Here is a 13806-nt window from a genome sequence, read left to right as displayed (position 1 = left end):
TCTTTTCCGTCGGCAGAGAATGTGATTTAATGAATAAAAACAATAAAGGAGTATCAAATGAAAACAGAATTGATCAGAACCATATCATTATATGACACGATTATCTTACATAGACATGTGCGTCCTGATCCGGATGCCTACGGATCACAGTGCGGGCTTACGGAAATCCTGCGTGAAACATATCCTGAAAAAAATATTTTTGCGGTCGGCACGCCTGAACCGTCCCTCTCTTTTTTATATTCCCTCGATGAGGTGGACAATGAAACATATGAAGGCGCACTTGTCATTGTCTGTGACACGGCAAATCAAGAAAGAATCGACGATCAGCGTTATCCTTCAGGCGCCAAACTAATGAAAATCGACCACCATCCGAACGAAGATCCATACGGTGACCTTCTCTGGGTCGATACAAGCGCCAGCTCAGTAAGTGAAATGATTTACGAGCTGTATTTAGAAGGAAAAGAGCACGGCTGGAAGCTGAATACGAAAGCGGCAGAGCTGATCTACGCCGGCATTGTTGGAGATACCGGACGCTTTTTATTTCCGAATACCACGGAAAAAACATTAAAATATGCAGGCGAGCTCATTCAGTATCCATTCTCTTCCTCAGAGTTATTTAATCAATTGTATGAAACAAAACTGAATGTGGTGAAGCTTAACGGCTTTATCTTTCAAAATGTGTCTTTGTCCGAAAACGGGGCTGCTTCTGTTTTCATCAAAAAGGATACGCTTGAAAAATTCGGCACAACGGCTTCTGAAGCGTCGCAGCTTGTCGGGACGCTTGGCAATATCTCAGGTATTCGCGCCTGGGTGTTTTTCGTAGAAGAAGACGATCAAATCAGAGTCAGATTCCGTTCGAAGGGGCCTGTCATTAACGGACTTGCCCGGAAATATAACGGCGGAGGGCATCCGTTAGCTTCAGGCGCCTCTATTTACAGCTGGGATGAAGCTGATCGGATTTTAGCTGATCTGGAAACATTATGTAAAGAACACGAGTAGAGGGGAGACCCTCTCTCTTAGTGTTCATCTGTGACGGGGATGAACCAGCAGCCGAAATCAGTAAGGTCCTCGTAGACTTGGAGATTGTGTGATTGAAGTTCTTTTTTGATGAGGGAAGCGAGTGAGTTTGTTTCGGCATATGCAGAAAAACCTTGTCTGAGACGGGCTGCTTGATCTTTTGCTAACTGACGGTCACTGTAAACCTCCATTTCCCTTCCTCCTTCCTTTCGCCATTAAGCCTCACATATAGTTTATAAAAAAGAATGGGAAAAAGCGACAGAAGTTTGGAGAATTTGAAAAAAATCCATAATTATGTGGCGAAAGATATTTCAAGTTCCACTGTCAGCCTCGTATAAATAATCAATTCTCTGACGGTTGCCTCGTATTTTTTTTCATTGATCATATAGACTTTATTTTCAATTGTCCGCTTCAAGAGATCCTTTGTTTGATAGACGCTCTCTATGTCTTTTGTAATCACCTCTGAAATATCATCCTTTACATGCTCCTCGAATTTCGTTTTATCCGGCTGTGATATTTTATATTTATCCCCATTCAGCAATTTGACGCTGACGCTTTGAATCAGCAGTTTTCTTTTATTATCTTCATTCAGTTTATGGAGGTCTTCCTGATAGATCGAAATTTGATTGTTCAAGTCTTTTACATGCTCTTTTTGCTTTTCGATGAGGCTGACCTGCTCCTCTTGGAATGTTCCGTAGGTAAACAGGAAAAAGAACCAGCTGATTACGGCCCCGCACATCATTCCCGCGAAAAAACGCTGCCATCCCGGTTTTTTGTAATGCTGGGGGACCCTCATGAAGAAAGATGCTCCTGGGTCAGCCATGATATAATAAGCCAGCCGCTTTGCGCGCCCCCCATGGCCGAAATAATTAAAAGAAGCTGTTTAAAGATATCTCTCGTATTGCCTTCGAGTATGCCGCGTTCAAAGCTGTATACCGCATCAAAGGTGCCTCCGATAGCTGCGACAAGCGCCCATATTTTTAACCGGTTGGCAAGCTTTGTAATGGCTGTAAGCGGAGGTTCGCCTGCCAAGTATGCTCCGAGCCCTCCAATGAGTGCGCCCCCGATCAGCACCCCTAACGCAATGAAGTAGCTATTGATAAAATTCACCATAAATCCTGCTTCCTGATCCATCTTTATCACCTCACCTTTTATATCATATTGAGCTTTCAGGACAAGTATGATGATGAGTCAAAAAAGAACGTTTGTTTCTTTTGGAAACCGGCCTTATAATGAGGGAAGAAATGAATCGTAATGAGAAAGAGGTGATAGCATGTCTTTTGTTCACCTGCAAGTGCATAGCGGGTATAGCCTGCTAAACAGCGCCGCGGCTGTGGAAGAACTCGTCAGTGAAGCTGACAGGCTCGGATATGCGTCTTTGGCGCTGACAGATGATCATGTCATGTACGGAGCTATTCAATTTTATAAAGCTTGCAAGGCGAGAGGGATCAACCCAATAATCGGTTTGACGGCTTCTGTTTTTACAGATGACAGCGAGCTTGAAGCATACCCGCTCGTCCTGCTGGCAAAATCAAATACAGGCTATCAAAACCTGCTGAAAATCAGCAGCGTTCTGCAATCTAAATCAAAAGGCGGACTGAAGCCGAAATGGCTTCACAGTTATCGAGAAGGGATTATCGCAATAACGCCCGGCGAAAAAGGATATATTGAAACGCTTCTTGAAGGAGGGCTGTTCGAACAGGCTGCTCAAGCCTCGCTGGAATTTCAGTCTATATTCGGAAAGGGAGCTTTTTATTTCTCCTATCAGCCTTTTAAAGGGAATCAAGTCTTGTCTGCGCAGATTCTAAAGCTATCAGAAGAAACGGGTATCCCTGTTACGGCCACAGGCGATGTGCATTACATAAGGAAGGAAGATAAGGCTGCCTACCGTTGTTTGAAAGCGATTAAAGCGGGGGAAAAACTGACGGATGCACCCGCTGAAGATTTGCCTGATCTCGATTTGAAACCTCTCGAAGAAATGCAAAACATTTATCGAGAGCATCCCGAGGCACTGCAAGCTTCTGTAGAGATCGCGGAACAATGCCGGGTTGACGTCAGTCTCGGGCAGACCCGTCTACCGTCTTTTCCGACCCCAGACGGAACGTCCGCTGATGATTATTTAACGGATATCTGTATGGAGGGACTCCGCAGCCGTTTCGGCAAGCCTGATGAACGATACCTTCGCCGTCTTCAGTATGAGCTTGATGTCATCAAGCGGATGAAGTTCAGCGATTACTTTCTGATCGTGTGGGATTTTATGAAGCACGCCCATGAAAAAGGGATTGTTACAGGACCGGGAAGAGGTTCTGCGGCGGGTTCTCTTGTGGCATATGTGCTGTATATCACAGATGTTGACCCGATTAAGCATCACCTTCTGTTTGAAAGATTTTTAAATCCCGAACGCGTCAGCATGCCGGATATTGATATTGACTTTCCCGATACTAGAAGGGATGAAGTCATTCAATATGTTCAGCAGAAATACGGTGCAATGCACGTCGCACAGATTATCACCTTTGGAACACTTGCGGCAAAGGCGGCGCTCCGGGACGTCGGCAGAGTATTCGGCGTCAGCCCGAAGGAGGCAGATCAGCTTGCAAAACTCATTCCTTCAAGACCGGGAATGACGCTGGATGAAGCGAGACAGCAGTCACCGCAGCTGGATAAGCGGCTTCGGGAGTCAAGCCTGCTTCAGCAAGTCTATTCAATTGCCCGGAAAATAGAAGGGCTGCCAAGGCATGCATCAACCCACGCAGCGGGCGTTGTCCTGAGTGAAGAACCGTTAACAGATGTTGTTCCGCTTCAAGAAGGGCATGAAGGGATCTATTTAACGCAATATGCGATGGACCATCTTGAAGACTTGGGCCTTTTAAAAATGGATTTCTTAGGTTTGAGGAATCTGACACTTATTGAATCCATCACTTCAATGATTGAAAAAGAAGAAAATATTAAAATAGATCTTTCAAGTATATCCTACAGCGATGACAAAACGTTCTCCTTGCTGTCAAAAGGGGATACGACAGGCATTTTCCAACTTGAATCTGCAGGGATGAGAAGCGTCTTGAAACGGCTGAAACCTTCGGGCCTAGAAGATATTGTGGCGGTCAATGCACTGTACCGGCCGGGTCCGATGGAAAATATTCCGTTATTTATCGACCGTAAACACGGCCGGGCGCCTGTTCACTATCCTCATGAAGATTTAAGGAGCATTTTGGAAGATACATATGGCGTCATTGTGTATCAGGAACAAATTATGATGATTGCTTCCCGTATGGCGGGGTTTTCTTTAGGCGAAGCGGACCTATTGAGAAGGGCGGTCAGCAAAAAGAAAAAAGAAATCCTGGACAGAGAGCGAAGCCATTTTGTTGAAGGGTGCTTAAAAAAGGAGTATTCTGTAGACACTGCAAATGAGGTCTACGATTTAATCGTCAAATTCGCAAACTATGGCTTTAACAGAAGCCATGCGGTGGCATACAGCATGATCGGGTGCCAGCTTGCGTATTTGAAAGCTCATTATCCGTTATATTTTATGTGCGGATTGCTGACAAGCGTCATTGGCAATGAGGATAAAATCTCTCAATATCTTTACGAAGCAAAGGGGAGCGGGATTCGTATCCTTCCTCCGTCAGTGAATAAAAGCAGTTTTCCGTTTACAGTTGAAAACGGATCTGTCAGATACAGCCTCCGCACAATAAAAAGTGTAGGCGTCTCAGCAGTCAAAGATATATATAAAGCAAGAAAAGAGAAACCATTTGAAGATCTTTTCGATTTCTGCTTTCGCGTGCCGTCAAAAAGCGTAAATCGCAAAGTGCTTGAAGCACTTATCTTTTCTGGTGCGATGGACGAATTCGGCCAAAACCGGGCCACGCTGCTCGCATCCATTGATGTTGCTTTGGAACATGCTGAGCTATTCGCCGCGGACGATGACCAAATGGGATTGTTTTTAGATGAATCGTTTTCAATTAAGCCGAAGTATGTGGAGACGGAGGAGCTTCCTCTGGTGGATTTACTTGCGTTTGAAAAGGAAACGCTTGGCATTTATTTTTCAAATCATCCCCTCTCCGCCTTCCGAAAACAGCTCACTGCGCAAGGAGCAGTCTCCATTCTGCAGGCTCAGCGAGCAGTCAAAAGGCAGCTTTCACTAGGCGTTCTGCTGTCGAAGATCAAAACGATTCGGACGAAAACAGGTCAAAACATGGCGTTTTTAACGCTCAGTGATGAAACCGGCGAGATGGAAGCCGTAGTCTTCCCTGAACAATTCAGACAGCTTTCTCCCGTTTTAAGAGAAGGCGCTCTTTTGTTCACTGCGGGGAAATGTGAAGTTAGACAAGATAAGATCCAATTCATCATGTCCCGGGCAGAATTATTAGAAAATATGGATGCAGAAAAAGCGCCATCGGTTTATATAAAAATAGAAAGCAGTCAGCACAGCCAGGAGATCCTGGCAAAGATTAAGCGCATTTTGCTGGAGCATAAAGGGGAAACAGGCGTTTATCTCTATTATGAAAGGCAAAAACAGACGATTAAGCTACCTGAGTCGTTCCATATCAATGCAGATCACCAGGTGTTATATCGCTTAAAAGAGCTGTTGGGTCAAAAAAACGTCGTTTTAAAACAGTGGTAACGATTCGCTTTTTGTTATACAATTGGAGCAATTATGTGATCCTGTTTAAATATTCAGATAGATTTACTCCGCAGAATGCAGCAATCAACGCAGCAGTATACGAATCAAAAAATATCCATAAGGAGTGTTTAGGAGAATGTCATTAAGAGAAGAAGCATTACACCTGCATAAAGTCAACCAGGGGAAACTGGAGTCTAAATCAAAAGTAGAGGTCAGAAATGCGAAAGATCTAAGCCTCGCGTATTCTCCGGGTGTTGCAGAACCGTGTAAGGATATTCATGAAGACATTAACAAAGTATATGATTATACAATGAAGGGGAACATGGTAGCAGTTGTAACTGACGGTACAGCTGTACTTGGCCTTGGAAACATCGGCCCTGAAGCGGCGCTTCCTGTTATGGAAGGGAAAGCAGTTCTTTTCAAAAGCTTTGCGGGCGTAGATGCGTTCCCGATTGCTTTAAACACAAACGATGTTGATAAAATCGTTGAAACTGTAAAATTGCTGGAACCGACATTTGGCGGCGTCAACCTTGAAGATATTGCAGCGCCAAACTGCTTTATCATTGAAGAGCGCCTCAAAAAAGAAACAAACATCCCGGTTTTCCATGATGATCAGCACGGTACTGCCATTGTAACCGTAGCAGGTCTTGTGAACGCGCTGAAACTGTCTGGAAAATCCATGTCATCCATTAAAGTTGTCGCAAACGGCGCGGGTGCGGCTGGCATTGCGATTATCAAGCTTCTTCATCATTATGGCGTTCGCGACATTGTGATGTGCGATTCCAAAGGGGCCATTTATGAAGGGCGCCCGAACGGCATGAACGATGTCAAAAATGAAGTGGCGAAGTTCACGAACCAAGATCGCAAAGACGGTTCTCTGAAAGATGTCATCGTTGATGCTGACGTATTTATCGGTGTCTCTGTAGCAGGCGCGTTAACAAAAGAGATGGTTCAAAGCATGGCAAAAGATCCGATTATCTTTGCAATGGCAAATCCAAATCCGGAAATCATGCCGGAAGATGCGCGTGAAGCCGGAGCAAGCGTTATCGGAACTGGCCGTTCTGACTTCCCGAACCAAGTAAACAATGTTCTTGCATTCCCTGGTATTTTCCGCGGAGCACTTGATGTGCGTGCCACTCATATTAACGAGGAAATGAAAATCGCAGCGGTTGAAGCCATTGCTTCACTGGTTTCAGAAGATGAGCTTAGCGCAGACTATGTCATCCCTGCACCGTTTGATAAACGTGTTGCGCCTGCTGTTGCGAAGGCTGTGGCAAAAGCTGCGATGGAAACAGGTGTTGCAAGAATCACTGTTGACCCTGAGGAAGTCGCAGAAAAAACAAGAAAACTTACGATTATTGGTGAATAATTTTAATTCATTCCAAAAATGGCAGCGCGTTGGCGGAGACCGGCGCGCTGTTCTCAAGTTAAACTGACGGCTGAAATTTTTTTAGGGGGTTAGCCTTAAAAAAATTTCAGCCGGGTTTAACATTATTTTTGAATACGCTGTCAACCTTGTCGTTTCAACACCTTATCTGATTTCATACAAGCCTTTCCGAGCACGTCATCGAATAAAAAGTTGTCGAATTGAGGATGACAGCGTTTGACAAAAAAAGTACAATAGTTTCGGTAAAGTTATTAGCAAGTCTATCTGTTTGATGACATGCGGTGAAGAGAACCCTTCACAAAAGGGAGGTAATCATTTGTTAAAGGATATATTCACGAAAAAGAAAAAGTATGCTTCCGTACCATCTGAACAAGCGAAGCACGATGTTCCGGAAGGCATTATGACAAAATGTCCTAAGTGTAAAAAAATCATGCTCACTAAAGAGTTGGATAAAAATATGCGGGTATGCATGAACTGCGATTATCATTTCCCAATGAACGCAAAACAGCGTATCGAAAGCTTGATGGATGAACAATCCTTTGAGGAATTCAATCAGGGAATGCTCTCGGAAAATCCGCTTGGTTTCCCGGGATATCTGGAAAAGCTTGAAAAAGATCGCGAGAAAACATCCTTAAACGAGGCTGTTGTGACAGGCAAGGGCACTATCGGCGGATACCCGGCTGTTGTCGCCGTCATGGACTCTTCATTCAGAATGGGCAGCATGGGTTCAGTCGTCGGTGAAAAAATCACGCTTGCGATTGAAAAAGCAAAAGCTGATAAAGTTCCGTTTATTATTTTTACGGCTTCAGGCGGCGCTAGAATGCAGGAAGGCGTATTAAGTTTGATGCAGATGGCTAAGACAAGCTCTGCGTTAAAACTGTTCAGTGAAGAACAGGGTCTTATTATTTCAGTAATGACGCATCCGACTACCGGGGGCGTATCAGCAAGCTTTGCATCCCTTGGCGATTACAATTTCGCTGAGCCTGGCGCGCTGATCGGTTTTGCCGGAAGACGGATTATTGAACAGACAATAGGAGAAAAACTGCCTGAGGACTTCCAAACGGCTGAATTTTTATTAAAACATGGACAGCTTGATGCGGTTATTCATCGCGACGATATGAAAAAAACGTTAGAAAATCTGCTGGATATGCATCAAACAGGAGGTGACATTGAGTGGCTCCAAGATTAGAATTTGAAAAACCGGTGATTGAACTGCAAACCAAAATCGCCGAACTAAAAAAATTCACCCAAGATTCCGATATGGATCTAAGTGCGGAAATCGAACGGCTCGAAGACCGTCTCGCTAAGCTTCAGGATGATATTTATAAAAATTTGAAGCCATGGGACCGGGTTCAAATCGCGCGTTTGGCGGACCGTCCGACAACTCTTGATTATATCGAACACCTGTTTACCGACTTTTTTGAATGTCACGGAGACAGAGCGTACGGGGACGATGAAGCCATTGTCGGCGGGGTTGCGAAGTTCCACGGCCTCCCTGTAACGGTAATCGGGCATCAGCGCGGCAAAGACACGAAGGAAAACCTAGTCCGCAATTTTGGGATGCCGCATCCTGAAGGCTACAGAAAAGCGCTTCGTCTGATGAAACAGGCTGACAAATTTAACAGACCAATTATCTGTTTTATTGATACGAAGGGGGCATACCCTGGACGAGCAGCTGAAGAAAGAGGACAAAGTGAAGCTATTGCCAAAAACCTGTTTGAGATGGCCGGCCTTCGAGTGCCTGTTATCTGCATCGTCATCGGTGAAGGCGGAAGCGGCGGAGCCCTTGGTCTGGGTGTAGGGAATCACTTGCATATGCTGGAAAACTCTACTTATTCTGTTATTTCTCCGGAAGGTGCCGCGGCACTTTTATGGAAGGACTCCAGTCTTGCTAAAAAAGCAGCAGAAACAATGAAAATCACTGCGCCGGATTTAAAAGAATTAGGTATTATAGATCATATGATTAAAGAAGTAAAAGGCGGAGCGCACCATGATGTGAAGCTGCAGGCAAGCTATATGGACGAAACCCTTAAACAATCGTTAAAAACTTTGCTGAAGCTGAGCGAAGAAGAATTAGTTCAGCAGCGCTATGAAAAATATAAAGCAATTGGCAAAGTCTCGGTTGAAGATCAATATATCGGGGTAAACTAAATAAACGTGAAGCCTTTGGCTCACGTTTATTTTTTGTGACATTCCTTAAATTTTATTTAAAAACAATTTATTTAATTGTATAATAGGTAAGGTTTCATAGGGAGGATGGAGATCCCTTTTCATTGTTTTTAGGGCAATGATCATGTTATGTTTAATCATATATGTTGCTGAGGTGAATGGAGAATGAAACGTATAGGGGTATTAACGAGCGGCGGGGATTCCCCGGGAATGAACGCAGCAGTTCGCGCAGTAGTCAGAAAAGCGATCTATCATGACGTTGAAGTTTACGGTATTTACAACGGATACGCGGGATTGATCAGCGGAAAGATTGAAAAGCTTGAACTTGGATCAGTAGGCGATATTATACATCGTGGAGGAACTAAGCTTTATACGGCAAGATGTCCTGAATTCAAAACAGTTGAAGGCCGTGAAAAAGGGATAGAAAACTTGAAGAAGCTTGGTATTGAAGGCCTTGTTGTTATCGGCGGAGACGGTTCATATATGGGTGCGAAAAAATTAACGGAACACGGGTTTCCATGTGTAGGTGTACCGGGTACAATTGATAATGACATTCCGGGCACTGATTTTACAATCGGTTTCGATACAGCTTTAAATACAGTAATTGACGCAATTGATAAGATTCGCGATACAGCGACTTCTCATGAACGTACATATGTAATCGAAGTAATGGGCCGTCATGCCGGCGATATCGCATTGTGGGCCGGTCTTGCAGGGGGCGCGGAATCGATCTTAATCCCTGAGGCAGACTATGACATGCACGAAATCATTGCCCGCTTAAAACGCGGCCACGAACGCGGCAAGAAGCACAGTATTATTATTGTTGCCGAAGGTGTAGGCAGCGGTGTTGAATTCGGGAAACGCATTGAAGAAGAAACAAATCTTGAAACTAGGGTATCTGTATTGGGCCATATCCAGCGCGGAGGTTCTCCGAGTGCTGCTGACCGTGTGTTAGCAAGCCGTCTCGGCGCATATGCAGTTGAACTGCTGCTTGAAGGAAAAGGCGGACGCTGTGTAGGTATACAAAACAATAAGCTTGTAGACCATGATATTATAGAAATACTTGAGACAAAACACACAGTTGAGCAAAACATGTATCAGCTTTCAAAAGAACTGTCTATCTAATGTACAGCTGAAGGCTGAAGATTTCAGAAGGAAGTGAACCAAATGAGAAAAACTAAAATTGTTTGTACCATCGGTCCGGCAAGTGAAAGTATTGAAATGCTTACGAAATTAATGGAGTCAGGAATGAACGTGGCTCGATTAAACTTTTCTCACGGAGATTTTGAGGAACACGGTGCAAGAATTAAAAATATCCGCGAAGCAAGTAAAAAACTTGGCAAAAACGTTGGAATTCTGCTTGATACAAAAGGTCCTGAAATCCGCACACATACAATGGAAAACGGCGGTATTGAGCTTGAAACAGGCAAAGAGCTCATTATTTCAATGGACGAGGTTGTAGGAACAACAGATAAAATTTCAGTGACATATGAAGGTTTAGTCCATGACGTTGAACAAGGTTCAACGATTCTGTTAGATGACGGCCTTATCGGTCTTGAGGTACTTGATGTAGATGCCGCTAAACGCGAAATCAAAACAAAAGTATTAAACAACGGAACACTCAAAAATAAAAAAGGTGTTAACGTACCGGGCGTAAGTGTCAATCTTCCGGGTATTACTGAAAAGGATGCGCGAGACATCGTTTTCGGTATTGAGCAAGGAGTAGACTTCATCGCACCATCTTTCATTCGACGTTCCACGGATGTGCTCGAAATCCGTGAGCTTCTTGAAGAGCACAACGCTCAGGATATTCAAATCATCCCTAAAATCGAAAACCAAGAGGGCGTTGACAACATCGATGCGATTCTCGAAGTGTCTGACGGCTTAATGGTTGCACGCGGAGACTTAGGTGTGGAAATTCCAGCTGAAGAAGTGCCGCTTGTGCAAAAAGAACTGATCAAAAAATGCAACGCGCTGGGCAAACCTGTTATTACAGCAACACAAATGCTTGACAGCATGCAGCGCAACCCGCGTCCGACTCGTGCGGAAGCAAGTGACGTTGCAAACGCGATCTTCGACGGAACAGATGCGATCATGCTATCTGGTGAAACTGCTGCCGGAAGCTATCCGGTTGAAGCAGTTCAAACAATGCATAACATCGCGTCCCGTTCTGAAGAAGCTTTAAATTATAAAGAAATTCTCTCAAAACGCAGAGATCAAGTGGGCATGACAATTACAGACGCAATTGGACAATCTGTCGCGCATACGGCGATTAACCTGAATGCTGCTGCGATCGTAACGCCGACAGAAAGCGGCCATACAGCACGTATGATTGCAAAATACCGTCCGCAGGCTCCGATTGTTGCGGTTACTGTAAATGACTCTATTTCCAGAAAGCTTGCCCTCGTATCTGGCGTATTCGCGGAAAGCGGCCAAAATGCGAGCTCAACAGATGAGATGCTTGAGGATGCTGTCCAAAAATCATTGAACAGCGGAATTGTAAAACACGGCGATCTTATCGTTATTACAGCAGGCACTGTCGGTGAGTCCGGCACTACGAATTTAATGAAGGTTCATACTGTCGGTGATATCGTCGCTAAAGGCCAAGGCATTGGACGCAAATCAGCTTACGGTCCGGTTGTCGTTGCACAAAATGCAAAAGAAGCTGAGCAAAAAATGACTGACGGTGCGGTACTTGTTACCAAAAGCACTGACCGTGATATGATTGCATCCCTTGAAAAAGCGTCTGCTCTTATTACAGAAGAAGGCGGTTTGACTAGCCATGCGGCGGTAGTCGGATTAAGCCTTGGCATCCCGGTTATCGTGGGTCTGGAAAATGCGACATCTATTTTGACAGATGGCCAGGATATTACAGTTGACGCTTCCAGAGGTGCAGTCTATCAAGGCCGTGCGAGCGTTCTTTAATTACAGGTGAAAACGGAAGGGGAATCCCTTCCTTTTCTCTTTATCATGCCTTTTGTTGAACAGAACGTGTTACACGTGTGGGGGGCTTGGATATGAGATTTTTGTTTTTGCTTTTTATTGTGTTTCCGGCAATAGAAATCGGCATATTCCTATTTTTAGGCAAGCTGATTGGCATTTTGCCGACAGTTCTATTCATGATTCTGACGGGCATTATCGGCGCAGCAGCTGCAAAAAAACAAGGAACCGAAGTGTATTATAAGGTTCAGCGTGATCTTCAATATGGCAAAATGCCGGGGGAAGCGATTGCTGACGGTCTGAGCATTTTCATTGGCGGTCTATTGCTGATGCTTCCGGGCTTTTTATCAGATTTGGCCGGCGCCTGTCTTCTTATCCCGATTACCCGCGGCTGGTGTAAGCCGATTCTGTTCAAATGGCTGAGAGGAATGTCGAAGAATAAGCGGATCATCATCAAATAAAAAACGGCAGCCATGAAAAAACGGCTGCCGTTTTATTTTTGCTGAACGGTGATATAGGACCATATTTCTTTTAATGCGCCTGTTGTGATGAAAGCTTGGATGATGACGAGTACAGCCGGTCCAGCAATCAGTCCTAAAAACCCGAATAATTTAAAGCCGGCAAACAGGGCGATGAGTGTTGCCAGCGGATCGATCCCGATAGATTTACTTAGTATCTTGGGCTCTGTCAGCTGCCGCTGAATAAGAACGACGAGGTACAGGATACCAATTCCGATCGCTTGGGGCAGCTGGCCCGTAATCGATAAATACAAAATCCAGGGCACAAATACGGAGCCGGCACCTAAGTAAGGGAGAAGATCTACAAGCCCGATTAAAAAAGCAATTGTTGCGGCGTGTTCAACCTTTAAGAGAGAAAGGCCGATAAATACAATCACCATCGTGATGAAAACGAGGACGGCTTGTGCTTTGATAAAACCAGTCATTGCTTTTTTTAATTCGCTGCTGATTGCTTTGCTGTTAGCTGTCACACGATCCGGCAGAATTAAAACAAGCATGGCTTTCAGCTTATGCCAATCCTTTGTCATAAAAAAGGTTGCCAGAAGAGAAAAAATCAGAACCGCCGCCGTATTGGGAAGAAGAGCGAAAAATCTCGGGATCATCTCTAGAATGTGGGACAGCAGGAGCCCGGCATTTTTAGCGGCAGAATCACCGAGTGTCTGGATATGAGTGACGATGGAAGCCTGCTGGTTCGTTTCCAATTCTTGAAACAAAAGAGTTAACTCGTTATAGAGCGGCTGAATATGTGTTGTAAACAATTTTTCGCAATATGAAATAAACGTGCTGATATGCGGAGGCAGCGTTTTTGCTAGATAAGCTGTTCCCGTTACGATTTCGGCTACCAGAATGGTGAGGACGCCGAAGGCTGCGAGCAGAAAAAAAGCAAGAACGCCCAGAACATTTATCGTTCGGGGGAATCCTGTCACTTTGTCCAAATAATCGACAACAGGATGAATCACTGAAGAAAGAATAAGGGCGATCAGGAACGGATAAGTTAACGGAAACGAATAATAGGCCGCAGCTATCGACCCTGCGGTCATTGATATGACAAAGAGGGTTCTGAAAAAAATAGTGATATAAGATTGATTCACGAAAACGGTCCTCCTCTCGTCAGCATGTCCTATTTTTTATATGTATTCACGCTGCGGCTGAAT

The 13806-nt window shown here is 44.5% G+C and carries 12 protein-coding genes; 8 read left to right on the top strand and 4 right to left on the bottom strand.

Translation table 11 applies throughout. The annotated features are described in order from the left end of the window. Positions 1 to 57: 57 nt before the first annotated feature. Complete coding sequence (nrnA, locus tag KXZ66_RS15085) at positions 58 to 999, top strand: bifunctional oligoribonuclease/PAP phosphatase NrnA (RefSeq protein ID WP_004398971.1); 942 nt, start codon at positions 58 to 60, stop codon at positions 997 to 999. A 17-nt stretch (positions 1000 to 1016) separates the two neighbouring features. On the opposite strand, the gene KXZ66_RS15080 is transcribed toward nrnA, so the two are convergent. The 3 genes from KXZ66_RS15080 to ytrH form a co-directional block, all read right to left on the bottom strand. Next, positions 1017 to 1208 (bottom strand): YtzJ family protein, encoded by a 192-nt coding sequence (locus tag KXZ66_RS15080; RefSeq protein WP_003229407.1) that lies wholly within the window; start codon positions 1206 to 1208, stop codon positions 1017 to 1019. 101 nt (positions 1209 to 1309) lie between these two features. Then, positions 1310 to 1813: a sporulation membrane protein YtrI gene (ytrI, locus tag KXZ66_RS15075; protein ID WP_003229408.1), complete on the bottom strand. Its 504-nt coding sequence runs from the start codon at positions 1811 to 1813 to the stop codon at positions 1310 to 1312. Then, on the bottom strand, positions 1810 to 2151 hold the full coding sequence (gene ytrH / locus KXZ66_RS15070; protein ID WP_003229410.1) for a sporulation membrane protein YtrH: 342 nt from the start codon (positions 2149 to 2151) through the stop codon (positions 1810 to 1812). Before ytrH ends, ytrI begins: the two co-directional genes overlap by 4 nt. Before the next feature lie 139 nt (positions 2152 to 2290). On the opposite strand from ytrH, the gene dnaE reads away from it, so the two are divergent. The 7 genes from dnaE to KXZ66_RS15035 all read left to right on the top strand — a co-directional run bounded on the left by dnaE (position 2291) and on the right by KXZ66_RS15035 (position 12595). Then, positions 2291 to 5638, top strand: a complete 3348-nt coding sequence (dnaE, locus tag KXZ66_RS15065) for a DNA polymerase III subunit alpha (protein WP_219144607.1) — start codon at positions 2291 to 2293, stop codon at positions 5636 to 5638. Between the two features lie 136 nt (positions 5639 to 5774). After that, positions 5775 to 7007 (top strand): NADP-dependent malic enzyme, encoded by a 1233-nt coding sequence (gene maeB, locus KXZ66_RS15060; protein WP_014664951.1) that lies wholly within the window; start codon positions 5775 to 5777, stop codon positions 7005 to 7007. A 334-nt stretch (positions 7008 to 7341) separates the two neighbouring features. Then, entirely contained in the window at positions 7342 to 8214 is an 873-nt protein-coding gene (gene accD, locus KXZ66_RS15055) for an acetyl-CoA carboxylase, carboxyltransferase subunit beta (protein WP_032726384.1), read from the top strand. Continuing rightward, positions 8199 to 9176, top strand: a complete 978-nt coding sequence (accA, locus tag KXZ66_RS15050) for an acetyl-CoA carboxylase carboxyl transferase subunit alpha (RefSeq protein ID WP_151870114.1) — start codon at positions 8199 to 8201, stop codon at positions 9174 to 9176. Before accD ends, accA begins: the two co-directional genes overlap by 16 nt. A gap of 183 nt (positions 9177 to 9359) precedes the next feature. After that, positions 9360 to 10319 carry a 6-phosphofructokinase gene (gene pfkA / locus KXZ66_RS15045; protein WP_003237788.1) on the top strand — a complete coding sequence of 320 codons (960 nt, stop codon included), beginning with the start codon at positions 9360 to 9362 and terminating at the stop codon, positions 10317 to 10319. Between the two features lie 42 nt (positions 10320 to 10361). Further along, positions 10362 to 12119, top strand: a complete 1758-nt coding sequence (pyk, locus tag KXZ66_RS15040; protein WP_021480298.1) for a pyruvate kinase — start codon at positions 10362 to 10364, stop codon at positions 12117 to 12119. 92 nt (positions 12120 to 12211) lie between these two features. After that, entirely contained in the window at positions 12212 to 12595 is a 384-nt protein-coding gene (locus KXZ66_RS15035) for an FxsA family protein (RefSeq protein ID WP_161621729.1), read from the top strand. Between the two features lie 32 nt (positions 12596 to 12627). On the opposite strand, the gene ytvI is transcribed toward KXZ66_RS15035, so the two are convergent. Next, the gene (ytvI, locus tag KXZ66_RS15030) at positions 12628 to 13743 is read right to left on the bottom strand and encodes a sporulation integral membrane protein YtvI (protein ID WP_004399115.1); all 1116 of its coding nucleotides are present in this window, start codon (positions 13741 to 13743) and stop codon (positions 12628 to 12630) included. Positions 13744 to 13806 lie beyond the last annotated feature (63 nt).

Source organism: Bacillus sp. LJBS17 (genome assembly GCF_019334685.1).
In the GTDB taxonomy this organism is placed as follows: domain Bacteria; phylum Bacillota; class Bacilli; order Bacillales; family Bacillaceae; genus Bacillus; species Bacillus subtilis.
Note: the sequence above shows the minus strand (reverse complement) of the source record. Positions and strands in the feature narration are given on the sequence as shown.

What these genes read in the sequence shown, in the direction of transcription:
- ytrI (WP_003229408.1), bottom strand. Translation starts at nt 1,813, where the DNA reads ATGAGGGTCCCCCAGCATTACAAAAAACCGGGATGGCAGCGTTTTTTC.
- KXZ66_RS15080 (WP_003229407.1), bottom strand. Translation starts at nt 1,208, where the DNA reads ATGGAGGTTTACAGTGACCGTCAGTTAGCAAAAGATCAAGCAGCCCGT.
- ytrH (WP_003229410.1), bottom strand. Translation starts at nt 2,151, where the DNA reads ATGGATCAGGAAGCAGGATTTATGGTGAATTTTATCAATAGCTACTTC.
- KXZ66_RS15035 (WP_161621729.1), top strand. Translation starts at nt 12,212, where the DNA reads ATGAGATTTTTGTTTTTGCTTTTTATTGTGTTTCCGGCAATAGAAATC.
- maeB (WP_014664951.1), top strand. Translation starts at nt 5,775, where the DNA reads ATGTCATTAAGAGAAGAAGCATTACACCTGCATAAAGTCAACCAGGGG.
- pfkA (WP_003237788.1), top strand. Translation starts at nt 9,360, where the DNA reads ATGAAACGTATAGGGGTATTAACGAGCGGCGGGGATTCCCCGGGAATG.
- nrnA (WP_004398971.1), top strand. Translation starts at nt 58, where the DNA reads ATGAAAACAGAATTGATCAGAACCATATCATTATATGACACGATTATC.
- dnaE (WP_219144607.1), top strand. Translation starts at nt 2,291, where the DNA reads ATGTCTTTTGTTCACCTGCAAGTGCATAGCGGGTATAGCCTGCTAAAC.
- pyk (WP_021480298.1), top strand. Translation starts at nt 10,362, where the DNA reads ATGAGAAAAACTAAAATTGTTTGTACCATCGGTCCGGCAAGTGAAAGT.